Below are 22073 nucleotides of genomic sequence, written 5' to 3'. Positions count from 1 at the left end.
TCATCGTCCGGGTCCGCCATGAGTTCACTGAAACAACAACTGCTGCGGCGTCATCGCCGGCAAAAACACCTCGTCCTGCTGGCGACCCTGCTGCTGCTCGCGCCAGTCGGTATCTTCGTCGACTGGTGGCTGGTGCCCCTGGTGCTCTTCGTCGGCTGGATCGCGCACGAGGCCTGGTTCGCCGACCACCTCTTCTATTCGCCGCGCGACGACTACCAGTATGCCTTTCCGGCCGACACCGTGGCGCAGAACGTCTCGCTCGCCGACGGTGTGCTGCGGTTGAGCGCACCGCTGGCGGCCGGCGAAACGCTGATTCTCGCCGTCGAGCTGCGGAGCACGCGGCTGGGCCACTTCCTCGACCCGCATGTGTGGATCGGCGACGACCGCCAGGATTTTGAACGCGGCGTGCGTGGCCGGCGCTTCCTGAACCTCTCGGGACAGGCGGTGGCGGTCGGCATGGGCGAGTTGGCGATCGAAGGCCGCTTCTGCCGCCTGCCCGCGATGGCGACGCTCTACACGTTCGACAATCCCGACTACGCCGAGCGCCGCATCATGGTCCTCGCGCCGCACGCTGACGATGCCGAACTGGCGGCGTTCGGCCTGTATAGCCGGGCGTCCGAGGCAGTCATCGTGACGCTCACGCAGGGCGAAGTCGAGGCGGCGAACTACCAGCGCCTCGGGCTCGCTGCCGCGCCGGCGGCGCAGCTCAAGGGGCGCCTGCGCACCTGGGACAGCCTGGCGATACCGCTCTGGGGCGGCGTTCCGCAGAGCCGCTGCGTGCAGCTTGGCTACTACTGCCTGCAACTGCCGGCGATGCTCGCCGAACCCGAATTGCCGGTCGGCTCGCGCGAGTCGGGTGAGCAGGATGTGCGCAGCGCCCGTCGGCACAATCCGCTGCGCCTGCCGGCGGACAGCGACGGACTGCCCTGCGGCAGAAACCTGCTGGCCGACCTGGTCGCGTTGATCGAACATTTCCGCCCCGAAGTGATCGTCACCCCGCACCCCGAACTCGACCCGCATCCGGATCATTTCGCCACCTCGCTGGCCATCGATCAGGCTGTGCAACGGGCATTCTGGAAGCCCGAGATCGCCCTGCTCTATGCCAATCACCTGCTCGACAACGATCGCTGGCCGATGGGTCCGGCGGGCGACGGCATCGCCTTGCCGCCGGCGCTGGCGCCGCTGCCGGCCGACGGCCTGTGGAGCCCGCACCTGAGCGCCGAACACCAGCTCGACAAGGCGATGGCGCTGGCCATGCAGCACGACCTGCAGCGTCCCCTGTCGCTCAAGCATCGCCTGCGCCGGACCATCCAGCAGCTCCTTGCCGGCCGCCGCTGGCCGGCGACCGGCGAGAACGACTTCTTCCGCAAGGCTGTTCGCCGCCACGAACTGTTCTGGGTGCGCCGCTTCGACTCCTGACCGCCGCGACCACCCCATCGATCCCATGACCCACGCTACCCGTTCCGTGCCCGGTGCGCCGACGAGCGCCGCGCCATGCCCCAGTTGCCAGGCGCCGATGTCGGCGCACAGCTTTCAGCGCCAGCTCAACGGCCAGGTCACCCTCGACATCTGCTTTCCCTGTCAGGGTATCTGGTTCGACGAGTTCGAGAGCGCCCAACTGGCGCCCGCCGGCGTCCTCGAGCTCTTCCGTCTGCTGCACCAGCATCACGCCGACCTGCGCCAGCCCTGGCGCGACCCGCTGCACTGCCCGCGCTGCCGCGAGTCGCTGCTGCACTGCCTCGACAACACGCGCAGCGGTCGCTTTGCCTACAGCCGCTGCCCGCAGCGGCACGGCCGCTACAGCGCCTACTCGGCATTCATGATCGAAAAAGGCTTCGTTCGCCAGCTCAGCGGCGCCGAAGTCGAGGACCTGGCGCGGCGGGTGCAGACCATCCGCTGCTCCGGCTGCGGCGCGCCCGTCGACATCCGCCGCGAGCACGTGTGCACGCACTGCCGGTCGCCGATCGTCATCCTCGATCCGGACGCCGTGCAGAGCGCGCTCGACGACTTCGGCAAGAAGGCAGTACGGCAGCAGACTCTCGACCCGCACGCCCTCGCCGATGCCCTGATCGCCAACGAGCGCGCGCGCTCGCAGACCCGGCGGCAAGAGCGCAACGAAGGCGTCGACGGCGGCATTTCGGACCTCGTACTGGGCGGCATCGAGATGGTGTGGAATCTGCTGAGGCGATAGCGTGGGAGAGGCACCGACCCGCTTGCAGGAGAACCTGCTCGCCCGTTTGACGGCACTCCACGGCGACCGGGGTCTGTGGGAAGACTTCGCCCAAGGGTGGGCGCAGGAATGCGGAACGGTCGTTCCAGCCGACCCGCAGGCACTGATCGAAGAGTGTCTGCAGCACGATCCTCTGGACCTGCTGGAGGCGACACTGGGCATCGCACCAAGGCTCGGCATCGCTCCGGCTGTCACGGGGAAGTCGAATCCACGCTGCGAAGTGGCCATTGGCATGTGCCTGCTCGCGTGCGAAAAATACATCGTGCAGCAGGCCAGGATCGTCGGCGCCGCTCCACCCGACGACATGCTGATCGGTGTCGGTCATCAACTGGCGGCAGCACTGGTTGCTGGCGTATGGTGCCAGAATGGGGTCAGGATCAACATTGACCCGAAGGTGCGCAAGCCGGTCGCGGTGAACGTCCTGCCGCAGCACGCAGCACCGCTGGAATATGGTTTCCAAGGCGACCGCGAATGCGCCAAAGCCGAACTGCAAGCGCTGGTCAATGCGTCGCTTGCCGATCCGGCCCTATTCGACAGGCCAGCGCGTCTCCAGGAACTGTGCGAACGCGGCGCACTGCCCTCTGACGCGGTTCTCAAGCGGGGCCTGGATCGTTATGAAAGCCAACAGGGCGCGCGCCCGATGTTCGGCCTGAACTCTTCAGATCATCACCCGATGGCTGTGACTGTCCTTCGGCAGGAGTTTGCGACGCAGTTTCGCGTGCCGACTTTCTTTTATGCTGCGGCGACTCGTGGTCGCCTGCAGGACGCCGAAGCAGATGTTTGGAACGGCCTGCAGGGGGACCTGCTGCACTATCTCGAAACCCTGTTTCAACAACTCTACCCGCAGGAGGCGAAATCGATGCAAGCTCTGGAGGATATGCGTTTTCGAGTGGCACTGTCGTTTGCCGGTGAGCATCGTCTCTATGTCCGGGACGTCGCCTCGGCACTGACGGAGAAACTGGGCAGAGAGGCCGTTTTTTACGACTACAACTTCAAGTCGCAGACGGCCGTTCCGGACTCGGACCTCCTGCTGCAGCACATTTATCACGATCAATCCGACCTCGTAGTCGTCTTCCTGGGCGGCAACTACCAAGGCAAGGAATGGTGCGGACTCGAATGGCGGGCGGTGCGCGACCTGATCAAGAAGCGCGACGGGAAGCGGATCATGTTCTTTCGTTTCGACAATGTGCCAGTCGACGGTGTTTTTTCGCTCGATCTCGCCATCGACTGCGGCGAGCATTCCAGCGCCGAGGCGGCGAGCCTGATCCTCGAACGTCTGCAGGTAACTTTACCGAAACCGTAGCGTCGTAGGTTGGGTTAGGCCGCAGGCCGTAACCCAACATCCCGCGGCAGAAACGTTGGGTTACGCTGCGCTAACCCAACCTACGAAGCCACGCAGCCACGAACCCACGAAGCCACGCAGCCACGGCACTCCACTTCCGGAATGAACCACCCTACAGGCAGAACCCCATGGCACGAGACGTCAAGAAACTCCTCCAACACCTGGAAGCCGACGCCATCCAACCGCTCGACAACGGCGCCGTGCACCAATGGTCGCAGAACGAAATCGATGCCCTGCACCTGGCGCTGGCGGCAGAGCGGCCGCTGCTGGTGCGGGGAGAACCGGGCACAGGCAAGACGCAACTCGCGCTCGCGGCGGCGGCAGCGCTCAAGTGGCACCTGCAGTGCGTCACCGTCAGCCCGCGTTTCGAGGCGCAGGATCTGTTCCATCGTTTCGATGCCGTGCAGCGGCTGGCCGACGCGCAGGCAGCCGGTGCCGGCGGCGGTGGCGTCAAGCGCGACGAGGACTACTGGCTGCCGGGGCCGTTTTGGCGAGCCTTCGACTGGTCCGGCGCAAGGGGTTACGGACCTCGATCTGGCGAGTCTCCGGCAGACGAGGCTGCCACGCCCCCCGGCCACGTGATCCTCATCGACGAGATCGACAAGGCCGACAGCGACGTGCCGAACAGCCTGCTCGAAGTCCTCGGCAGCCGCGAGTTCCCGAACCCGGTCAACCAGCAGCCGATCCGCCCGCAGGACGGCCTGCTGCCGCTGGTCGTCATCACCACCAATGAAGAGCGCGAGCTGCCGGCCGCCTTCCTGCGCCGCTGCGTGGTGCTGACGCTCGAGCCTGACGAGTCCTACGTCGACTTCCTCGTCAAGCGCGGGCGGGCGCACTTCCCGAGCACCTTGCAGCCGGCTGATCGTCGGCAGAAGGAGGAGGAGATTTTCCAGACGGCGGCCGAGCAGCTCGCCGAGGACCGCAAGAACGCCAAGGCGGCCGGCGTGCCACCGCCGGGCCTCGCCGAATATATCGACCTGCTGACCGCGCTTCGCCGCCTGGCGCCGGGAAATCCGGAACAGCAAGGGGATTGGCTGGCCCGCCTCGCGCGCTACGCCTTCCTGAAGAACGGCGTCGTCGAAGACAACCCGAAGCTCTCGCAAAACCCCTCGGCCGCCGACAAGACGGGTTCATCGAAGGGATGAGACGCTCGCCGTTGCTGGCGCGCGCCGACCTGCTGCACGCGCTCGAACTCGCCGGCGACGATGGCGACAGTGAGCGGCGCTATGCCGGCGCGCTGGCCTTTTTCGAGCGGCCTGGAGATGCCATGGTCCGCTTCGCCATCGGGATAACGGCCCGCATCGACGCCGACGTTGTTACAGGCGTGCCCTCCGGCGCGACTCCCGAACCAGCCGCAACCGACCGTCTGCAAGCGCCGCTCTTCGCCATCACCGCCTGCCGTCGCCTCGACGTGCCGGCCGACTCCGACGACACCCTCAAACCCTCGCCGCTGACGCCCGCGCAATGCGCGCCCCGCGCCACGGACGGCAGCGCCGCACCCTTCGTGCCGCTCGTTCGCCGCGCGCGCCTGTGGTCGGCGCTCAAGCGCTCGGCGCTCGAAGTCCGCCAGAGCGGACTCGACATGCCGCGCCTGCTCCGCGAACTGGCGCGCGCCCGACCGGTGCGGCGGCTGCCGAACAGGCGTCAGGCGATCTGGGGCGGCGAGTTTGTCATCGTCTGGGATCGCGCGCCGCATCTGCTGCCCTATCAGGAAGATTTCCAGGAGATCGTCGACGATCTGCTGCTGCAACGCGGTAAGGCCGGCTGTACCCTGTGGCTGGTCGACGGCAGCCCGCAGCAGGTCACGTGGCGCTGGCCCGCCAGAGCGGACGCCGCCGCCTTCGCGGCCATTCCGCGGCCACCGGCGGGCACGCGCGTGCTGATTCTCTCCGACACCGGCGCGCTTGCCGGTTGGCCAGGGGCGGCGCGTACCTGGGCCGAGTTTACTCGCCGCCTCGCACAGCACGGCGCGCAGCCGGTCGTTTGGGCGCCGCTGGCGCCGGCACAGATCGAAGTCGAACTGGCGCGGCGGGCGCACGTCTTCTGCCTGCAGGCGGGGGGCGGGCTGCGGCGCCAGCGTGGGCGCATCGCCGACGACGAGCAGCGGCGTGCCGAAGCCGCGCGCCTGGCGGCGCTGCGCGAGCGCCTGCTCGCGTGCATGGCCTTCTGCGTGCGCGTCGAACCGGCGCTGCTACGTGCCTTGCGCGGAGTCGCTCCGGCCACCGCCGGCGAGCCGGGGCTGGAAGCGCTGGTCTGGAGCCACCAACCGGTGGTCTACGACAGCCGCGTTTCGCGCGCCGTCACTGCCGGGCATGTTGCCCACTACCGCCAGGCGTTTGGCGAACTGACGGCCGACGAGCAGGTCGCGGCGCTCGAGCGGACGCTGCACATCCACGCCTGGCGCGGGCAGGCGACCGAAGCGGCCGAGTTGCTGATCTGGCAGGCGCACGCCAGGGACGAGGCGAAGAGCGCCCGCGACGCCCAGCTCGAGAAGGCGTGGCGCTGGTTCCAGTCGTTCCGCGCAACGGCGACACGCTCGACGACCCCGGACCCGCAACTGCGCCAGTACACGCTCGACCTCGTTGCCCGCAATGGGGCCGACCTGAAGTGGGTCGAGGATAACTCCGAGTGGTTGGCGCCGGTCTGGGTCGCCACCGACGAAACGTCGTCGCCGGCCGGGCTGCGGCCCGCCGACCTGCTGCGCGCGATCGGCGCCCGTGAGGATCTGCAGCCAGTCACCTGCCAGCTTGGCGTGCAGGCGGCAGGACTGATGCTGTGGGCCGCCGAGCGCCCTTCCGGGCCCGCGCATTCGCGTGTCGGTTCTCCGCTGCAGATCAAGCGACTGCTGGTCAGCGACGGCGAGGGGCGACCGGCGCGTCTGCTCGACCCGGCCGCCAGCCCGCAGCAGCCGGTCGCGTCGCTCGCCAGCCTGCGTGACCCGGCAGCCGCGCTGACGCTCACGGCCGGCCAGCACAGCTACCGCGTCAGCCACATCGAACGCCCCGTCTGGGCGCAGGAAATCGGCCGTGATGCGAGCGGGCTGTACGCCGACCTGCTCGTTCCGGTCGAGTCGGGAGAGGCGCCGGACGGCGCGCAGCCGATCGTCCAGCGCATGCGCTACATCGAGGCCGGGCACTTCCGGATGGGTTCGCCGGCTGCGGAAGCCGAGCGCTATGAGGATGAAGGCCCGCAGCACGCGGTGACCCTGACGCAGGGTTTCTGGCTCGCCGACAGCGCCTGCACGCAGGCGCTGTGGCAGGCGGTGATGGGCGACAACCCCAGCCATTTCACCGCCGAGAACCAGGGCGGCGCGCAGCATCCGGTCGAGCAGGTGAGCTGGGATGACGTCCAGCTTTTCCTGCGCCGGCTCGAAGCGCGGTTGCCGGCGGGCTGCGGCGCCAACCTGCCGAGCGAGGCCGAGTGGGAGTACGCGTGTCGTGCCGGGACCACGACACCGTTCAGCTTCGGCGAGACCATCACGCCCGAGCAGGTGAATTACGACGGCAGATACCCCTACGCCGGTGGCAGCAAGGGTTTGTATCGCCAGGCGACGGTCCCTGTCAGGAGCCTGCCGGCGAACGATTGGGGCTTGTACGAGATGCATGGCAATGTGTGGGAGTGGTGCGCCGACGGGCGACGCGCGTATGCCGAGCGCGACGAAACCGACCCAAGGGGGGCGGCGGGCCAGGGTGTGTCCGGGCGCGCGCTACGCGGCGGCTCCTGGTACGACTTCGCCTGGAGCGTCCGCTCGGCGTACCGCTTCGCGTACGCGCCCGGCAGCGCCGACCGGGGCGTCGGTTTCCGCTTTGCCCTGAGGTCCACGAGCCCAGCCGGGGCCACGGAGTGGCCGGCGCCGCGGAGCGGCGCTGACGGTGCCGCGGGACGCGGCACCGTGCCGCCCCCGGGACGGGGGCGGCAACGAAAAAGCGCAGGAAGCGCTGAGGGACGAAGCGCGCCGGGCCGCCAATGACCCCTCGATTTCTCGAACCCACACCGCGAAGGGAGAACGCCGCATGAGCTGCGAGTTGCATTTTTTCGCCATCCCCGCCCTCGACAGCCGCGCGGCACAGGACGCGCTCAACGGCTTCCTGGCGCAGCACCGCGTGCTGAGCGTCGAGAAGCAGTGGCTGGAGGCCGGCGTCAATTCGCACTGGGCGCTGTGCATCGGCGTCGACACCGGCGTCGGTCCGCTGCCGGACGCACTGAAAGTGGGCCAAGGCAAGGCCGGGCGGCCTGGCAGGGTCGATTACCGCGAGGTGTTGTCGCCGGAAGATTTTGCCGTTTTCGCCGCCTTGCGCAGCCTGCGCAAGGAGTTGAGCGAGCGCGACGGCGTGCCGCCCTATACGCTGTTCACCAACGAGCAGTTGGCGTCGATGGCACGCGATCGACCGGCCAGCGAACAGGCGCTGCGCGCCATCGACGGCGTCGGCGAAGCGCGCTCGCGCCGGTACGCGCCGCCGTTCCTCGCCGCCATCGCCGCCGCCTGCGGCGGGCCGGCGGCGTGAAGCGACTGGCGATTCGCCTCGAGGAGGTGGCCGAGCGCAGCAACCTCATGCTCGCCACCTGGAAAGCGGCGCGCGGCAAGCGCCAGCGACCGGCCGTGGCGCGTTTCCTCGCCGACCTCGACGGCCAGCTCGATCATCTGGCAGCCTGCATCCTCAACGGCCAGGCACCGCAGGGGCAGTACACGAGCTTCACGATCCACGACCCGAAGCGACGCCTGATCCACGCCGCGTGTTTCGCCGACCGTGTTCTGCAGCACGCGATACTGAATCTCGCCGAGCCGCGCTTCGAAGCGATGCTCGTCGATTCGACGTACGCCTGCCGGCCGGGCAAGGGCGTGCACGCCGCGGCCCGGCAGGTGCAGCGCAATCTGCAACGCTTCGCCTGGCGCGTACAGGTCGACGTCGACAGCTACTTTCCGAGTATCGACCACGCCTGCCTCAAGGCGTTGCTGGCCACACGCTTCAAGGGTGCCGGCTTCCTGGCGCTGCTTGGGCGAATCATCGACACCGCCGGCGATGCCGGCCGCGGCCTGCCGATCGGCTCGCTCACTTCGCAGCACTTCGCCAATGCCTACCTCGACACCGCCGATCGTCGCCTGCTCGAAGATCGCCGGGTGCGCGCCCACGTACGCTACATGGACGACATCCTCTGGTGGTGCGACAGCCGCGCCGACGCGCTGGCGACGCTTGCCGAGTTGAACGATTTTCTCCGGCGCGAGCGCGGCCTGCAACTCAAGCCCAAGGTCAGCATCGCGCCGAGCCGCACCGTCGTCGCCTGGTGCGGCTTCCGCATCGACCAGGCAGTGATCCTGCCGAGCCGGCGCAAGCTCGCGCGCTATCGCCGGCACGCGCGCCAGATCGAGTGCGCGTGGGCCAGCGGTCAGGTCAGCGAGGCCGAAGTACAGCGTGCCAGCGCCAACTCGCTCGCCACGCTCGCGCACAGTCGCAGCCTCGGATTTCGCCGGCGCTTCTGGCAGCAGCACCCGAGCCTTGACGATCTGGCAGCCGGTCAACCCGATCACCCGTAGGTTGGGGTGAGCCCGCGAACCCCAAGACCCAGGCGATCCACTATCATGCCGCCATGCGCTATCGTCGGGCCAATGTCGCCGGGGCGACGTACTTCTTCACGGTCAACCTCGCCGACCGCCAATCGAGCCTGCTCGTCGACCACATCGATGCCTTGCGCGAAGCGCTGCGACGGGTGCGCCAGGTGCATCCCTTCGGTATCGACGCCATGGTCGTTCTCCCCGATCACCTGCACGCCCTGTGGACGCTGCCGCTCGGCGACGCGGACTTCGCCACTCGCTGGATGCTCATCAAGGCCGGCTTTTCGCGGCAGATTCCGGCGACCGAGTTCCGTTCGCCAAGCCGTGTGGCGAAGGGGGAACGCGGGATCTGGCAGCGCCGCTATTGGGAGCATGTGATTCGTGACGAGGAGGACTTCGCACGGCATGTCGAATACATCCATTTCAATCCCGTCAAGCATGGGCTGGTGCGGCAGCCGGTGGAGTGGCCCTATTCGTCGCTGCACCGGTATGTTCGGCTTGGCTTGGTGGGGGCTGAGTGGGCGTCGGATGGCCGTGGCGAGGGGCGGTTCGGTGGGTGATGGCGAGGTGTTGGGGTTCGCGGGCTCACCCCAACCTACGACGTTTTCCGGACCGGGAGCCATGGCTGGCGCGATGGGCAGGCGATATTCACCTATTGATGCCGGCCGAGTCGCGGATGATGGATGCCGTGATCAGCAGCCTGCAACCCGTAGGTTGGGGTGAGCCCGCGAACCCCAACACCCGATCGTCACACGACCGCTCCGCCATCGTTTCGCCATGCGTGCGCCGGCGCGGCGAGCGGTGGAGTGGCTGGATTCACCCATTCGTGCTTCCCGGATCGGCGATAATGGATGTCGTGAACAGTGCCGATTGCCAGCAGAGCAAGAAGTGTGTCCGAGCGCGCGCTACGCGGCGGCTCCTGGAACAACGACGCCAGGAACGTCCGCTCGGCGAACCGCAACGCGAACGCGCCCGACAACGCCAACCAGGACGTCGGTTTCCGCTTTGCCCTGAGCTCGATCGGCAGCGGGTGTCGAAACACCCCGGCATGGACTTGCCGTTGCCGATGGACCAGGCGCTGTTTCCGGTGGTGGGTGCCGCGGGGCGCCTGCCCAAACTCGAAGGCTCCCGGGGTGTGGGTAGTGGCGGCGCCGCAGCGCCGTCGCGACAGCTCCCCGGGAAGCCGCTTTCCGGTAACGGGCAATGAACGCCGTCCTCGATGCGGAAACCTGGCGCCGGCGTGGGCCGGCGGCCTTCCCGCCGCCCTGGGCGAGCGCCTGGGGTGGCGATCGCTTCGGCCTGTGGGCCGATCTGGCGGTTGCCGGCGTCGTGCAGCGCCTGCGCTGGATCGAGCCCGGCAGTTTTCTGATGGGCGACGAGACGCAGCCGGAGAGCCAGGTGCTGACGACGATCGACGCCGGTTTCTGGCTGGCCGATACGGCCTGCACGCAGGCGCTGTGGCTGGCGGTGATGGGCGAGAATCCGAGCTATTTCAGCGAGGCGAATGAACGTCAGCGAGGCAGTCCGCAACATCCGGTCGAGTGCGTGAGCTGGAACGATGTGGTGTTGCCGCCGGACGGTTTCCTTGCCCGCCTGCGGCCCTTTACTGCCGGCGTTGCGCCCGAACTACCGACCGACGCCGAGTGGGAATACGCGTGCCGCGCCGGCACCCGGACGGCCTACAGTTTCGGCGACCGGATCACCTCGGAGCAGGTGAACTGCTTCGGGCGGTTTGGTGAGGGCATGACCGTGGCGGTGAGAAGCTTGCCGGCGAACCTGTGGGGACTTTACGAGATGCATGGCAACGTGTGGGAGTGGTGTGCCCATGCCATTGATCGGGAGTGGCGAAGCACCCAAGGCGATGGCAGTGTGGCCGCGCGCACGCTGCGCGGCGGCTCTTGGCTCTACGATCCCATGGGCGCCGGCTCGGCGTTCCGCCGCGGGTTCGCGTCCGACGGCTCTCTCCAGCACGACGGTTTCCGCTTTGCACTGAGGTCCACGGGCCCGGCAGCGGCCCGCTAAGGCGGCAAAACGGCACCCCCTGCGGGACGTTTCGCCAACATCCTGCCAGCCCGTCGAGGCATCCTGGAGAACTTCCGAAAGCGTCGCCTGTTCTATACATCCGCCTGCTTTTCCCGTAGAATCTGGTCCTTGACTTGCGGCCCGCGGACCGTTGCGCGGCGGGTCGGAGTCTGGTGGTCTGGGGTCCGAGTGGTTGTCTCGTTATCCGGCGGCGCAAGCCGCCGTTTCAGTTTCAAAGCCTCCGCAATGGGTGGTCCATGTCGCACCTGATGAATACCTACGCTCGCTTGCCGATCGCCTTCAGTCATGGCGACGGGAGTTGGCTGACCGATACCGAGGGCAAGTGCTATCTCGACGCCTTGTCGGGTATCGCCGTCAATACATTGGGGCACAACCATCCGGATCTGGTCGCGGCGATCGCCGCGCAGGCCGGGCGCCTGCTGCACACCTCGAACCTCTACCGCATCCCGCAGCAGGAGCAACTCGCCGACAAGCTGGCGGCGCTGGCCGGCATGGACGAGGTCTTCTTCTGCAACTCGGGTTGCGAGGCCAACGAGGCGGCGATCAAGCTGGCGCGTTTCTACGGCCACCAGCAGGGCATCGACAGCCCGGCGATCGTCGTCATGGAGAAGGCGTTCCACGGCCGCACGATGGCGACGCTGTCGGCGACCGGCAATCGCAAGGCGCAGGCCGGTTTCGAGCCGCTGGTTTCGGGTTTTGCGCGCGTTCGCTACAACGATCTGGAGGCGATCAAGGCGGTTGCCCGCAACAACAAGAACGTCGTTGCGGTGATGCTCGAAATCGTCCAGGGGGAGGGCGGCGTCAACATCGCCGATGTCGGCTTCCAGCGCAGCCTGCGCGCGCTCTGTGACGACCGCGGCTGGCTGCTGATCTGCGACGAGGTGCAGTGCGGCACCGGCCGCACCGGCACCTGGTTCGCCTTCCAGCACGCCGGCATTCGCCCGGACGTGGTGACGCTGGCCAAGGGGCTTGGCGGCGGCGTGCCGATCGGCGCCTGTCTGACGGCGGGCAAGGCGAGTCGCCTGTTCAAGCCGGGCAATCACGGGTCGACCTTCGGCGGCAATCAACTGGCCACGACGGCGGCGCTGACGACCCTGGCCGTGATCGAGAAGGATGGCTTGCTCGCCAACGCCGTTGCCGTCGGGCAACTGATCCGCGATGGCCTGGCGCAGGCGCTGGCCGGCACGCAAGGCCTGGTCGACATCCGCGGCCAGGGACTGATGATCGGCATCGAACTCGATCGCGCCTGCGGCGAACTGGTGACGCGCGGCCTCGAGGCGGGCGTGCTGATCAATGTCACCGCCGACAAGGTGGTCCGCCTGCTGCCGCCGTTGACCTTCAGCGCCGACGAAGCGCGCGAGCTGGTGGCGCGCCTGGCGAAGCTGATCGGCGATTTCCTCGCCGCCCGATAGAGAACCGCCATGGACAGCGTCAAACATTTTCTCCAGTTCCGGGATTGCACGCGTGCCGAGTACGCGCATCTGTTCGAGCGGGCGCGCTGGATCAAGGCCGAGTTCAAGGCCTACCGCAAGTACTGGCCGCTCTGCGATCGTACGCTGGTGATGATCTTCGAGAAGGCGAGTACGCGCACGCGCCTGTCGTTTGAAGCCGGCATGCAGCAGCTCGGCGGTTCGGCGATCTACCTGAACAGCCGCGACTCGCAACTGCAGCGCGGCGAGTCGGTGGAGGACGCCGCGCAGGTGATCTCGCGGATGAGCGACGTGGTGATGATCCGGACTTTCGAGCAGGCGATGATCGAGCGCTTCGCCGCCAATTCGCGCGTGCCGGTGATCAATGGCCTGACCAACGAGTATCACCCGTGCCAGATCCTGGCCGACATCTTCACCTTCATGGAACATCGCGGCTCGATCCAGGGCAAGACGGTCGCCTGGATCGGCGATTCGAACAACGTCTGCAATACCTGGCTGCAGGCCGCCGAGGTGCTCGATTTCCGCGTCCATGTGTCCACGCCGCCGGGCTATGAGGTCGAGCCGGCGCGTGCGGGCCTGCATGGCACGGCGCATTTCGAGCAGTTTGCCGATCCGATGGACGCGGCACGCGCGGCCGATCTGGTAACCACCGACGTGTGGACCTCGATGGGTTTCGAAGCCGAGAACGACGAGCGCCGGCGCGACTTTGCCGACTGGCAGGTTGATGTCGAGATGATGCGGGCGGCACGGCCGCAGGCGCTGTTCATGCACTGCCTGCCCGTGCATCGCGGCGAGGAGGTCGCTGCAGCCGTGATCGACGGCCCGCAGAGCGTCGTCTGGGACGAGGCCGAGAACCGCATGCACACGCAGAAGGCCTTGCTCGAATACCTGCTCCTCGGCCGTGTCGATGCCGCCGGGCCTGGCACCAGTGCCAGTGCAGACTCCAACACCAAGACGCGGCCCTGAGCGGCCCGATGCAGGAATAAATCATGAGTGACATCAAGAAAGCCGTACTCGCCTATTCGGGCGGTCTCGACACTTCAGTGATCCTGAAGTGGCTGCAGGATACCTATGGCTGCGAAGTGGTGACCTTCACCGCCGACCTCGGCCAGGGCGACGAACTCGAGGCGGCGCGTCCGAAAGCGCTGCAGTTCGGGATCGCGCCGGAGAACATCTACATCGAGGACTTGCGCGAGGAGTTCGTGCGCGATTACGTCTTTCCGATGTTCCGTGCCAACACCGTGTACGAGGGCGAATATCTGCTCGGCACCTCGATCGCCCGGCCGCTGATCGCCAAGCGGATGATCGAGATCGCCAACCTGACCGGCGCCGAGGCGATCGCGCATGGCGCGACCGGCAAAGGCAACGATCAGGTTCGCTTCGAACTCGGCGCCTACGCGTTGCGCCCGGACATCAGGATCATCGCGCCGTGGCGCGAGTGGGACCTGCTGTCACGCGAGAAACTGCTCGCCTACGCCGAGCGCCACGGCATCCCGGTCGAAATGAAGCACCGGCAGGGCGGCTCGCCGTATTCGATGGATGCCAACCTGTTGCACATCAGCTACGAAGGCCGCCACCTCGAGGATCCAGCGGCCGAAGCCGAGGAGTCGATGTGGCGCTGGACGGTGTCGCCGGAAGCGGCGCCGGATGCCGCCGAGTACCTCGACCTCGAGTTCGCCAGGGGCGACCTGGTGGCGATCAACGGCAAGCGCCTGCCGGCCGACGCGCTGCTGGCGCTGCTCAACCAGCTCGGCGGCAAGCACGGTGTCGGCCGCATCGACCTGGTCGAGAACCGCTACGTCGGCATGAAGTCGCGCGGCTGCTACGAGACGCCGGGCGGCACCATCCTGCTGCCGGCGCACCGCGCGATCGAGTCGATCACCCTCGACCGCGAAGTCGCGCACCTGAAGGACGACCTGATGCCGCGCTACGCCAGCCTGATCTACAACGGCTACTGGTGGAGCCCGGAGCGCCTGGCGCTGCAGACGCTGATCGACCACACGCAGCAAGCGGTGAACGGTTGGGTGCGGGTCAAGCTCTACAAGGGCAACGTCATCGTCGTCGGCCGCGATTCGAAGACCGATTCGCTGTTCGACTCGACGATCGCCACCTTCGAGGACGATGCCGGCGCCTACGACCATAAGGACGCCGGTGGCTTCATCAAGCTGAACGCGTTGCGCATGCGTATCGCGGCCAATCTGGCGAGCCGCAGGAGCTGATCCGGGGAGGATCCGTCGATGTTCGGGCTGACGGAAGAGCAGATTTCGGACTTTGGCATGACCTTCGGGATCGGTGCCTTCATGCTCTTCATGCTGTTCATCATCGGCGAGATCGCCTGGAAGTCGAAAGCCGGCAGGACCGGGACGATCGTGCTGTTCTTCGTGCTGTCCTTCGGCATGATCGGTTTCATTACCAAGACGATCCTCGAGAAATTCTGGAGAATGTGAAGATGTCGCAATTCGACAATGTCAGCGTCGTCAAGCAGGCCAATGTCTACTTCGACGGCAAGTGTGTCAGCCATACGGTTTTCCTTGCCGACGGTACGCGCAAGACTGTCGGCGTCATCCTGCCATCGACGCTGACCTTCAACACCGGCGCTCCCGAAGTCATGGAAGGGGTCGGCGGCGCCTGCCGTGTTCGTCTTCAGGGCGAGGGCCAGTGGCGGGACTACGCGGCCGGCGAGTCCTTTGCCGTGCCGGGCGATTCGGCGTTCGAAATCGCCTGCGACGAGCCCTATCACTACGTCTGCCACTTCGCCTAGGGCGAGCGGCGGGGCGCCCGCCGCTGCCGCCTGAAACCGCCCATTGACCATCAGAAACCACCGAACGGACGCCGCATGCCTTCATTCGATTTTTCTTCAGAAGCCGACATGGCTGCACTGACCAATGCGATCGACGTCACGCGTCGGGCCATCGACAATCGCTACGACTTCAAGGCAACCAGTGCCAAGGTCGAGTTGAACGAAAAGGACAAGCTGATCACGCTGCACGGGGACTCCGACTTCCAGCTCGACCAGATCAAGGATCTGCTGTTTCCGGCGATGGAGAAGAAGGAGAAGGAGAGCACCAAGCGGCTCGACAGCCAGCCGGTGCAGCGGGTCTCGGGCAACAAGGTCAAGCAGGATCTGAAGATCAAGGTCGGCATCGAGTCGGAACTGGCGAAGAAGATCGTCAAGCTGATCAAGGATTCGAAACTCAAGGTGCAGGCGTCGATCCAGGGCGATGCGGTGCGCGTCAGCGGTGCCAAGCGCGATGAGCTGCAGGCCTGCATCGCACTGGTCACCAAGGAGATTACGGACTTTCCGATCAAGTACGGAAACTTCCGCGATTGATCGACGGGGCGGGCGAGACCCTGTGCCAACGCGCCTTTCCCTTGCTGCAGTGCGAGATGCTGTGCTAGCGTATGCGGTTGATGTTTACGAGGAGCACCCTGTGCCGCGTCGAGAAAAGTGGCCAGCCGTTGATTGCCTGGCGGCGATTGCCGGTCCTGCGAATGCGGGTCGTTCGCTCGCCGCCGGTACTTCGCGAGTACGGCAGCGATTGCTGCCGACGAGCGCCTGATGCTCGATAAGCCTGCCAAGCATTCCCCAGCCGAGGACAAGGCCGACCTCGGCGTCCTATCCTGGACTGAGGAACTGCGCCGGGTGGCCGTGGCGGTCAGCAAGAAGGACCGTCGCCCCGCCGCTTCCCGCCAACAGCTTTTCTACCTGCTGCACTGGACTCCCGATGCCCGGGGTTTCGGGATCAGCGTGCACAAGGGCCGTGACCCGGAGAGCGCCGATGCCTTGTGGGCCATCGATCGCGCGCTGAGCAAGCCGCCGCGCTTTGTCGGCGACGAGGATCGGCCGATCCTCCGCCTGCTGTGGGCGGAACGTTCCTTCGACAGCGGGTTGCGCGCTTTCGGGCTCGGGCCCCGGCACGGCGGCGAGGTACTCGATCTGATGGCGCAGACCGGTCGGCTGTGCCGCAAGGACGACTTTTCGGTGCTGACGCTCGCCGAGGCGCGCCCGGCGACGCTCGGCTGGCAGCTCAATGCCGACGGACGACGCATCCCCTTGCTCAAGCCCGAGCCTCCCGCGAAGCTGATCATTCCTCTGCTGGCGCCGTGGTACCTCGATCTCGACAAGCGCCAGATCGGTCCACTACTGGTGCGCGGCAATCAGGCAGTCGTCGCGCGACTGTTCTCCCTGCCGCCGCTGTCGGCGACGGCGGCGGCGCTGGTTGGTGAAGCACTCGCGGAACCATCGGGAGAACTGCCCGGCGACCCGGAAAATGCCAGCGCCAGTATGCGCAGCCTGGAGGCCGATCTGGTGCCGGCGCTTCGCCTGGAGACGCTGAGTACGCACGGCAACCGTGCCTGGCGCGACTACTTGGCGAGCTACGGCGGCGGGCCTTTCGATATCGCCTTGCCGGTTTTCCGCTACGCGGACGTCGAATTGCGGCCCGACGACACGCACGATGTCGCAACTCTGACGACTGGCGAAATGGTTCGCATCGTCCGCGACAGCCAGCGGGAAGAGCGGTTGATGGACGAACTGGCCGCTGCCGGTATCGAGAAGATCCCGGGTTATGTGCTGCAGACCTTCGGCAAGCCGCCGGACAACGCCTACGGGCTGGCTTTCGAAGGCTGTTGGCCGGTGTTGATGCGCGAGTGTCTGGCGCGCCTGCGCGGCGCTGGCTGGCAGGTCGAGTTCTCCGCCGATTTTCGCCATCGCGTGCTCGAGGTGGAGTCGTGGGACGCTGACCTGGTCGAATCGGACGACGGCTGGTTCAGTCTCGACATGGGCGTCATCGTCGAAGGCGAGCGCTTGCCGCTGGCGCCGCTGCTGGCAACGCTGTTCCGGCGTGACGGGCGGTGGCTGGATGCCGCCTTGCTGGCGCAGATCGACGATGCCGAAACGATCGAGCTGGTGACTCCCTCGTGCCACCGTATTCGTGCGCCGGCGTGGCGTCTGAAGCCACTGGCAGGAACGCTGATCGATCTTTTCGATGGCTTCTCCGGCGGCACAGCCTTGCGTCTGTCGCGTTTCGATGCGCCCCGTCTGGCCGAGTTCAACGACAGCAGTCGCTGGCGCTTCCGGGGACAAAGCGATGTCCAGGCGCTCGCCGAGCAGCTGACGGCGGCGCAGGGAATCAGCCACATCGCGCCCCCGCTTGGCCTCGGGCTCGAACTGCGCCACTACCAGACCGAGGGGCTGGCCTGGCTGCAGTTCCTGCGCGAACAGAACCTGGCAGGGATTCTCGCCGACGACATGGGCCTCGGCAAGACGGCGCAGACGCTGGCGCATCTGCTGCTGGAGAAGGAAGCCGGGCGGCTCGATCGCCCGGCGTTGATCGTCTTGCCGACCTCGCTGATCTTCAACTGGAAGAACGAGGCGGCCCGCTTTGCCCCCGGCTTGTCGATCCTTTCGCTGCATGGTCCGGAGCGCAAGCGCCGTTTTGCCGAGATCGCCGGGCATGACGTGGTGCTGACCACCTACCCGCTGCTGTGGCGCGATGCCGCCGAGTTGACCCGGCACAGTTACCACCTGCTGATCCTCGACGAAGCGCAGACGGTCAAGAACGCGCGCAGCCAGGGTGCTGAAGTGGTGCGCAAGATTACCGCCCGGCATCGCCTCTGCCTGACCGGTACGCCGCTGGAGAATCACCTCGGCGAGCTGTGGAGTCAGTTCGATTTCCTGCTGCCCGGCTTTCTCGGCAGCAACCAGAGCTTCACCAAGCACTGGCGGACGCCGATCGAGAAACAGGGCGATGCGCAACGTCGTGACTTGCTCGCCCGCCGGGTTCGCCCGTTCATCCTGCGCCGCAAGAAGGAAGAGGTGGCACGCGAGTTGCCGCCGAAGACGATCATCGTGCGCAAGGTCGAACTCGCCGGGAGCCAGCGCGACCTGTACGAAACGGTGCGCGTGGCAATGGACGAGAAAGTCCGTGAGGAGATCGCCAACAAGGGCTTCAACCGCAGCCAGATCGTCATTCTCGATGCCCTTCTGAAGCTGCGCCAGGTGTGCTGCGACCCGCGCCTGGTCAAGGCCAGGTCCGCCCAGAAGGTCAAGGAGCGGGCCAAGCTCGATCTGTTGATGACGATGTTGCCGGAGCAGGTGGAGGAGGGCCGGCGCATTCTCCTGTTTTCGCAGTTCACCAGCATGCTGGCGCTGATCGAGAAGGAGCTGAAGCTTGCCGGCATCGACTACGTCATCCTCACCGGCGACACCCGCGATCGCGAAGCGCAGGTTCGCCGCTTTCAGGCGTGCGAAGTGCCGGTCTTCCTGATCAGCCTGAAAACTGGCGGCGTCGGCCTGAATCTGACCGCCGCCGATACGGTGATCCACTACGACCCGTGGTGGAACCCGGCTGCCGAAAACCAGGCTACCGATCGTGCGCATCGTCTCGGCCAGGACAAGCCCGTCTTCGTCTACAAGCTGATCGTCGCCGGCAGCATCGAGGAAAAGATCCTGGCTCTGCAGGAGCGCAAGGCTGAACTGGCCGCACACATTCTCTCGGAAGACCGTGGCGTCGATGCCAAGTTCGGTCGTGACGACATCGCGGCACTTTTCGCGCCGCTTCCCGACTGAATCGCTCGGCCGTCGGCGATTCGTTGGCAGCGGTTGTCGCGGCTTGGTGACGGTCAGCCGAAGTGACGCCTTAAGCCTGGTTTAACCGGGCAGGCGCACGATCAAATGTCATGCCATCGAGAAGCGATGGGCGACGAGCCCGCGCCGGCGCTGCCCAGGGCAGCCGCGGCCACGATAGAATATTGCCCCCTGCGGAAAATGACGAACGACCATGAGCGCTTACAAGGATGTCCCCGCCGTCTCTTTCGACGACCCGGCACGGCACGGCATGACCCAGCGGTGTACCTGGATCAGCGTGGTAGTCAATGTCTTCCTGACCGCTGCGCAGGTGGTCGCCGGCATCCTTGCGCATTCGCAGGGCCTGATCGCCGACGGACTGCATTCGCTTTCCGATCTCGTCTGTGACTTCCTGGTTCTTTTCGCCGCCCATCACAGCAAGGATCCGGCCGACGAGAGGCATCCCTACGGCCACGCCCGCGTCGAGACGGCGGCATCGTTTGCCCTCGGAGCGATTCTCGCGGCGACCGGTACCGCCATCATCTGGGGTGCCGGGATGAAACTGCACAGTCTCGACGAGTTGCCGCCGGTGGCGCCGCTGGCCCTGTGGACGGCGATCCTGGCGCTGGCCGCGAAAGAGGGGCTGTTCCGCTACATGCTGCGGGTCGGCGAGCGCCTGCGCTCGCCGATGCTGATCGCCAACGCCTGGCATGCGCGCTCCGACGCCGCTTCCTCGCTCGTCGTTGCCGTGGGTATCGTCGGCAACCTGATGGGCTTCAATTTTGCGGACTCCGTCGCCGCGATCATCGTCGGCTTCATGATCGTCCGCATGGGCGTGGTTTTCTCGTGGGAGGCGATTCTCGAGTTGATCGATACGGGCTTGTCGGTCGAGGAAGTCGATGGTATCCGTCAGGTGATCATCGACACCCCCGGGGTGGGCAGCCTGCATGAATTGCGTACCCGTCGTATGGCACATCGCTCGCTGGTCGATGCGCACGTCTGCGTTGACCCGCGGATCAGCGTTTCCGAAGGGCACCGCATTGCCGAGATGACCCGCAAGCGGGTGCTCGACAGCCATCCGACGGTATCCGACGTGCTGGTGCACGTTGACGTCGAGGACGATCTGGACCATGACAGCAGCAGTCAGAGCATGCCCGATCGCGCCGAGCTGATGGGCGATCTGGCGCCGGTGCTCGCCGGACTGCCGGAGCCGCAGCGTGTGGTCCTGCACTACCTCAACGGCCGGGTCGAGGCCGAGGTGTATCTGCCGCACGAGGCACTCGCCGACCGCGCCGCGCTCGGCAAGGCCGAGCGCGAGTTTGCCAGGCGCCTGGCGACGCATCCGCAGCTTGCGGCGCTGTCGATCAATTTCCGCCGGCGGGTTGTTCCTGCCGAGGGCGGCTGACGCTCGACGACGGCCTGCCGAGCGGCCGCCTGCCAGCGGGATCGCGCGCGCAAGAATCCGGCTGTGCCGCTGCGACCGGCGCGCTCGTGGACGGTCGCGCTTCGTTTGGTGAGCGGAGCCGGCATTCAGGATAGAATCATGCGCTTTTTGGGCGGACGCCGCGCATGCCAACTGGAATCATTGAGTCGCTGGACCACGAGGCGCGGGGAATCACCCGCCTCGACGGCAAGACTGTCTTCGTTGAGGGTGCCTTGCCCGGCGAAACGGTCGAGTACGCCAGCTTTCGCCGCAAGCCGAGCTACGAACTGGCGCGAACGCTGCACGTTCTGAAACCCTCGGCGGAGCGTGTGGCGCCGCGCTGCCCGCATTTTGGCGTCTGCGGCGGTTGCAGCATGCAGCATCTCGATCCCCTGGCGCAGGTGGCCGCCAAACAACGTTTGCTCGAAGACAATCTGCGGCATATCGGCCGGATCACTGCCGAGCAATTGTATGCACCGATCTACGGTCAACCGTGGGCCTACCGGTTTCGTGCCCGCCTGTCGGTCCGCTTCGTGGCAAAAAAGGGTGGCGTGCTCGTCGGCTTCCACGAAAAGAAGAGCAGCTACGTGGCCGACATGCGCCAGTGCGAGATTTTGCCAGCGCACTTGTCGGCGATGCTGCTGCCCTTGCGCGAGCTGATCGGCCGGATGAGCATCCGCGATCGTCTGCCGCAGATCGAGGTCGCCGTCGGTGAGCGGATGACGGCGCTGGTCCTGCGCATCCTGGAGTCGCTCGATGCCGCCGACGAGGTCTTGCTGCGCGATTTCGCCGACCGCCATCAGGTCGTCTTCTACCTGCAGCCGCAGGGACCGGCGACCGCCTACCGCTTTTGTCCGGTCGACGGGCCGCGCCTGTCGTACCTGCTGCCGGATTTCGCCGTCGAGCATTTCTTTTCGCCGACGGAGTTCACGCAGGTGAATCACGCGATCAACCGCGTTCTGGTGCGCCGGGCGCTCAGCCTGCTCGACCCCCGGCCGGGTGAGCGCATCGCCGACATGTTCTGCGGGCTGGGCAACTTCACGCTACCGATTGCCCGCGCGGGGGCCAGTGTCGTCGGCATCGAGGGCAGCGCCGAACTGGTTGGCCGTGCTGCCGAGAATGCGACGGCGAATGGCCTGCACGACCGCGTCGAGTATCGTGTGGCGAACCTGTTCACGGCGACGACGGAGAGCATCGGCGCTCTCGGGCGCTTCGACAAGATGCTCATCGACCCGCCGCGCGAAGGCGCCCTGGAACTTGTCAAGTCGCTTGGTGCCGACGGTCCGGGCCGCATCGTCTACATCTCGTGCAGCCCGGCGACACTGGCGCGCGACGCGGCCATTCTGGTCAGTCAGAAGGGCTATCGCCTGCGCGGTGCCGGCGTGGTCAACATGTTCCCGAACACCTCGCACGTCGAGTCGATCGCCCTGTTCGAGCAGGACAACTGCTCAGGCCTGTGACAGAATGCCGGCGAGGGTTCTCGTTA

At 66.4% G+C, this 22073-nt stretch carries 19 protein-coding genes; all 19 read left to right on the top strand.

Annotated features, from left to right (window positions below; translation table 11 throughout):
* Positions 1-18: 18 nt before the first annotated feature.
* The 19 genes from CAP2UW1_RS15400 (at position 19) to rlmD (ending at position 22047) form a co-directional block, all read left to right on the top strand.
* Positions 19-1419 (top strand): PIG-L deacetylase family protein, encoded by a 1401-nt coding sequence (locus CAP2UW1_RS15400; protein ID WP_015767545.1) that lies wholly within the window; start codon positions 19-21, stop codon positions 1417-1419.
* A gap of 25 nt (positions 1420-1444) precedes the next feature.
* A complete protein-coding gene (locus CAP2UW1_RS15395; RefSeq protein WP_199931483.1) occupies positions 1445-2191 on the top strand; it encodes a zf-TFIIB domain-containing protein in 747 nt (248 codons plus the stop codon).
* 1 nt (position 2192) lies between these two features.
* On the top strand, positions 2193-3533 hold the full coding sequence (locus tag CAP2UW1_RS25635; protein ID WP_015767543.1) for a toll/interleukin-1 receptor domain-containing protein: 1341 nt from the start codon (positions 2193-2195) through the stop codon (positions 3531-3533).
* 167 nt (positions 3534-3700) lie between these two features.
* The gene (locus CAP2UW1_RS23980; RefSeq protein ID WP_015767542.1) at positions 3701-4717 is read left to right on the top strand and encodes an AAA family ATPase; all 1017 of its coding nucleotides are present in this window, start codon (positions 3701-3703) and stop codon (positions 4715-4717) included.
* Positions 4714-7542, top strand: a complete 2829-nt coding sequence (locus CAP2UW1_RS26160; RefSeq protein WP_015767541.1) for a formylglycine-generating enzyme family protein — start codon at positions 4714-4716, stop codon at positions 7540-7542. Before CAP2UW1_RS23980 ends, CAP2UW1_RS26160 begins: the two co-directional genes overlap by 4 nt.
* Positions 7543-7585: 43 nt before the next feature.
* On the top strand, positions 7586-8077 hold the full coding sequence (locus CAP2UW1_RS15375; RefSeq protein WP_015767540.1) for an HRDC domain-containing protein: 492 nt from the start codon (positions 7586-7588) through the stop codon (positions 8075-8077).
* On the top strand, positions 8074-9105 hold the full coding sequence (locus CAP2UW1_RS23970; protein ID WP_015767539.1) for an RNA-directed DNA polymerase: 1032 nt from the start codon (positions 8074-8076) through the stop codon (positions 9103-9105). The genes CAP2UW1_RS15375 and CAP2UW1_RS23970 overlap by 4 nt, the downstream gene beginning before the upstream one ends.
* 53 nt (positions 9106-9158) lie before the next feature.
* Positions 9159-9683: an REP-associated tyrosine transposase gene (locus CAP2UW1_RS15365; RefSeq protein WP_015767538.1), complete on the top strand. Its 525-nt coding sequence runs from the start codon at positions 9159-9161 to the stop codon at positions 9681-9683.
* A 470-nt stretch (positions 9684-10153) separates the two neighbouring features.
* Positions 10154-10330 carry a hypothetical protein gene (locus CAP2UW1_RS25630; RefSeq protein WP_199931482.1) on the top strand — a complete coding sequence of 59 codons (177 nt, stop codon included), beginning with the start codon at positions 10154-10156 and terminating at the stop codon, positions 10328-10330.
* Positions 10327-11145, top strand: coding sequence for a formylglycine-generating enzyme family protein (locus CAP2UW1_RS15355; RefSeq protein WP_015767536.1), 819 nt, complete (start codon positions 10327-10329; stop codon positions 11143-11145). Before CAP2UW1_RS25630 ends, CAP2UW1_RS15355 begins: the two co-directional genes overlap by 4 nt.
* A 257-nt stretch (positions 11146-11402) precedes the next feature.
* Positions 11403-12578 (top strand): aspartate aminotransferase family protein, encoded by a 1176-nt coding sequence (locus CAP2UW1_RS15350; protein ID WP_015767535.1) that lies wholly within the window; start codon positions 11403-11405, stop codon positions 12576-12578.
* A 9-nt stretch (positions 12579-12587) separates the two neighbouring features.
* Positions 12588-13562 carry an ornithine carbamoyltransferase gene (gene argF, locus CAP2UW1_RS15345; RefSeq protein ID WP_015767534.1) on the top strand — a complete coding sequence of 325 codons (975 nt, stop codon included), beginning with the start codon at positions 12588-12590 and terminating at the stop codon, positions 13560-13562.
* A 23-nt stretch (positions 13563-13585) separates the two neighbouring features.
* Positions 13586-14815, top strand: a complete 1230-nt coding sequence (locus CAP2UW1_RS15340; protein ID WP_015767533.1) for an argininosuccinate synthase — start codon at positions 13586-13588, stop codon at positions 14813-14815.
* 18 nt (positions 14816-14833) lie between these two features.
* A complete protein-coding gene (locus tag CAP2UW1_RS15335; RefSeq protein ID WP_015767532.1) occupies positions 14834-15043 on the top strand; it encodes a DUF2788 domain-containing protein in 210 nt (69 codons plus the stop codon).
* A 2-nt stretch (positions 15044-15045) separates the two neighbouring features.
* A complete protein-coding gene (gene ppnP, locus CAP2UW1_RS15330) occupies positions 15046-15357 on the top strand; it encodes a pyrimidine/purine nucleoside phosphorylase (RefSeq protein ID WP_015767531.1) in 312 nt (103 codons plus the stop codon).
* 75 nt (positions 15358-15432) lie between these two features.
* Positions 15433-15927 carry a YajQ family cyclic di-GMP-binding protein gene (locus CAP2UW1_RS15325; RefSeq protein WP_015767530.1) on the top strand — a complete coding sequence of 165 codons (495 nt, stop codon included), beginning with the start codon at positions 15433-15435 and terminating at the stop codon, positions 15925-15927.
* A gap of 228 nt (positions 15928-16155) precedes the next feature.
* A complete protein-coding gene (locus CAP2UW1_RS15320) occupies positions 16156-19167 on the top strand; it encodes a DEAD/DEAH box helicase (protein ID WP_015767529.1) in 3012 nt (1003 codons plus the stop codon).
* Positions 19168-19378: 211 nt separating this feature from the next.
* Positions 19379-20569: a cation diffusion facilitator family transporter gene (locus CAP2UW1_RS15315; protein WP_015767528.1), complete on the top strand. Its 1191-nt coding sequence runs from the start codon at positions 19379-19381 to the stop codon at positions 20567-20569.
* A 164-nt stretch (positions 20570-20733) separates the two neighbouring features.
* On the top strand, positions 20734-22047 hold the full coding sequence (rlmD, locus tag CAP2UW1_RS15310; RefSeq protein WP_015767527.1) for a 23S rRNA (uracil(1939)-C(5))-methyltransferase RlmD: 1314 nt from the start codon (positions 20734-20736) through the stop codon (positions 22045-22047).
* Positions 22048-22073: the final 26 nt, after the last annotated feature.

The sequence above is a fragment of the Candidatus Accumulibacter phosphatis genome (genome assembly GCF_000024165.1).
Classification (GTDB): Bacteria; Pseudomonadota; Gammaproteobacteria; order Burkholderiales; family Rhodocyclaceae; genus Accumulibacter; species Accumulibacter phosphatis.
This window is presented reverse-complemented; position numbering and strand designations above follow the sequence as displayed.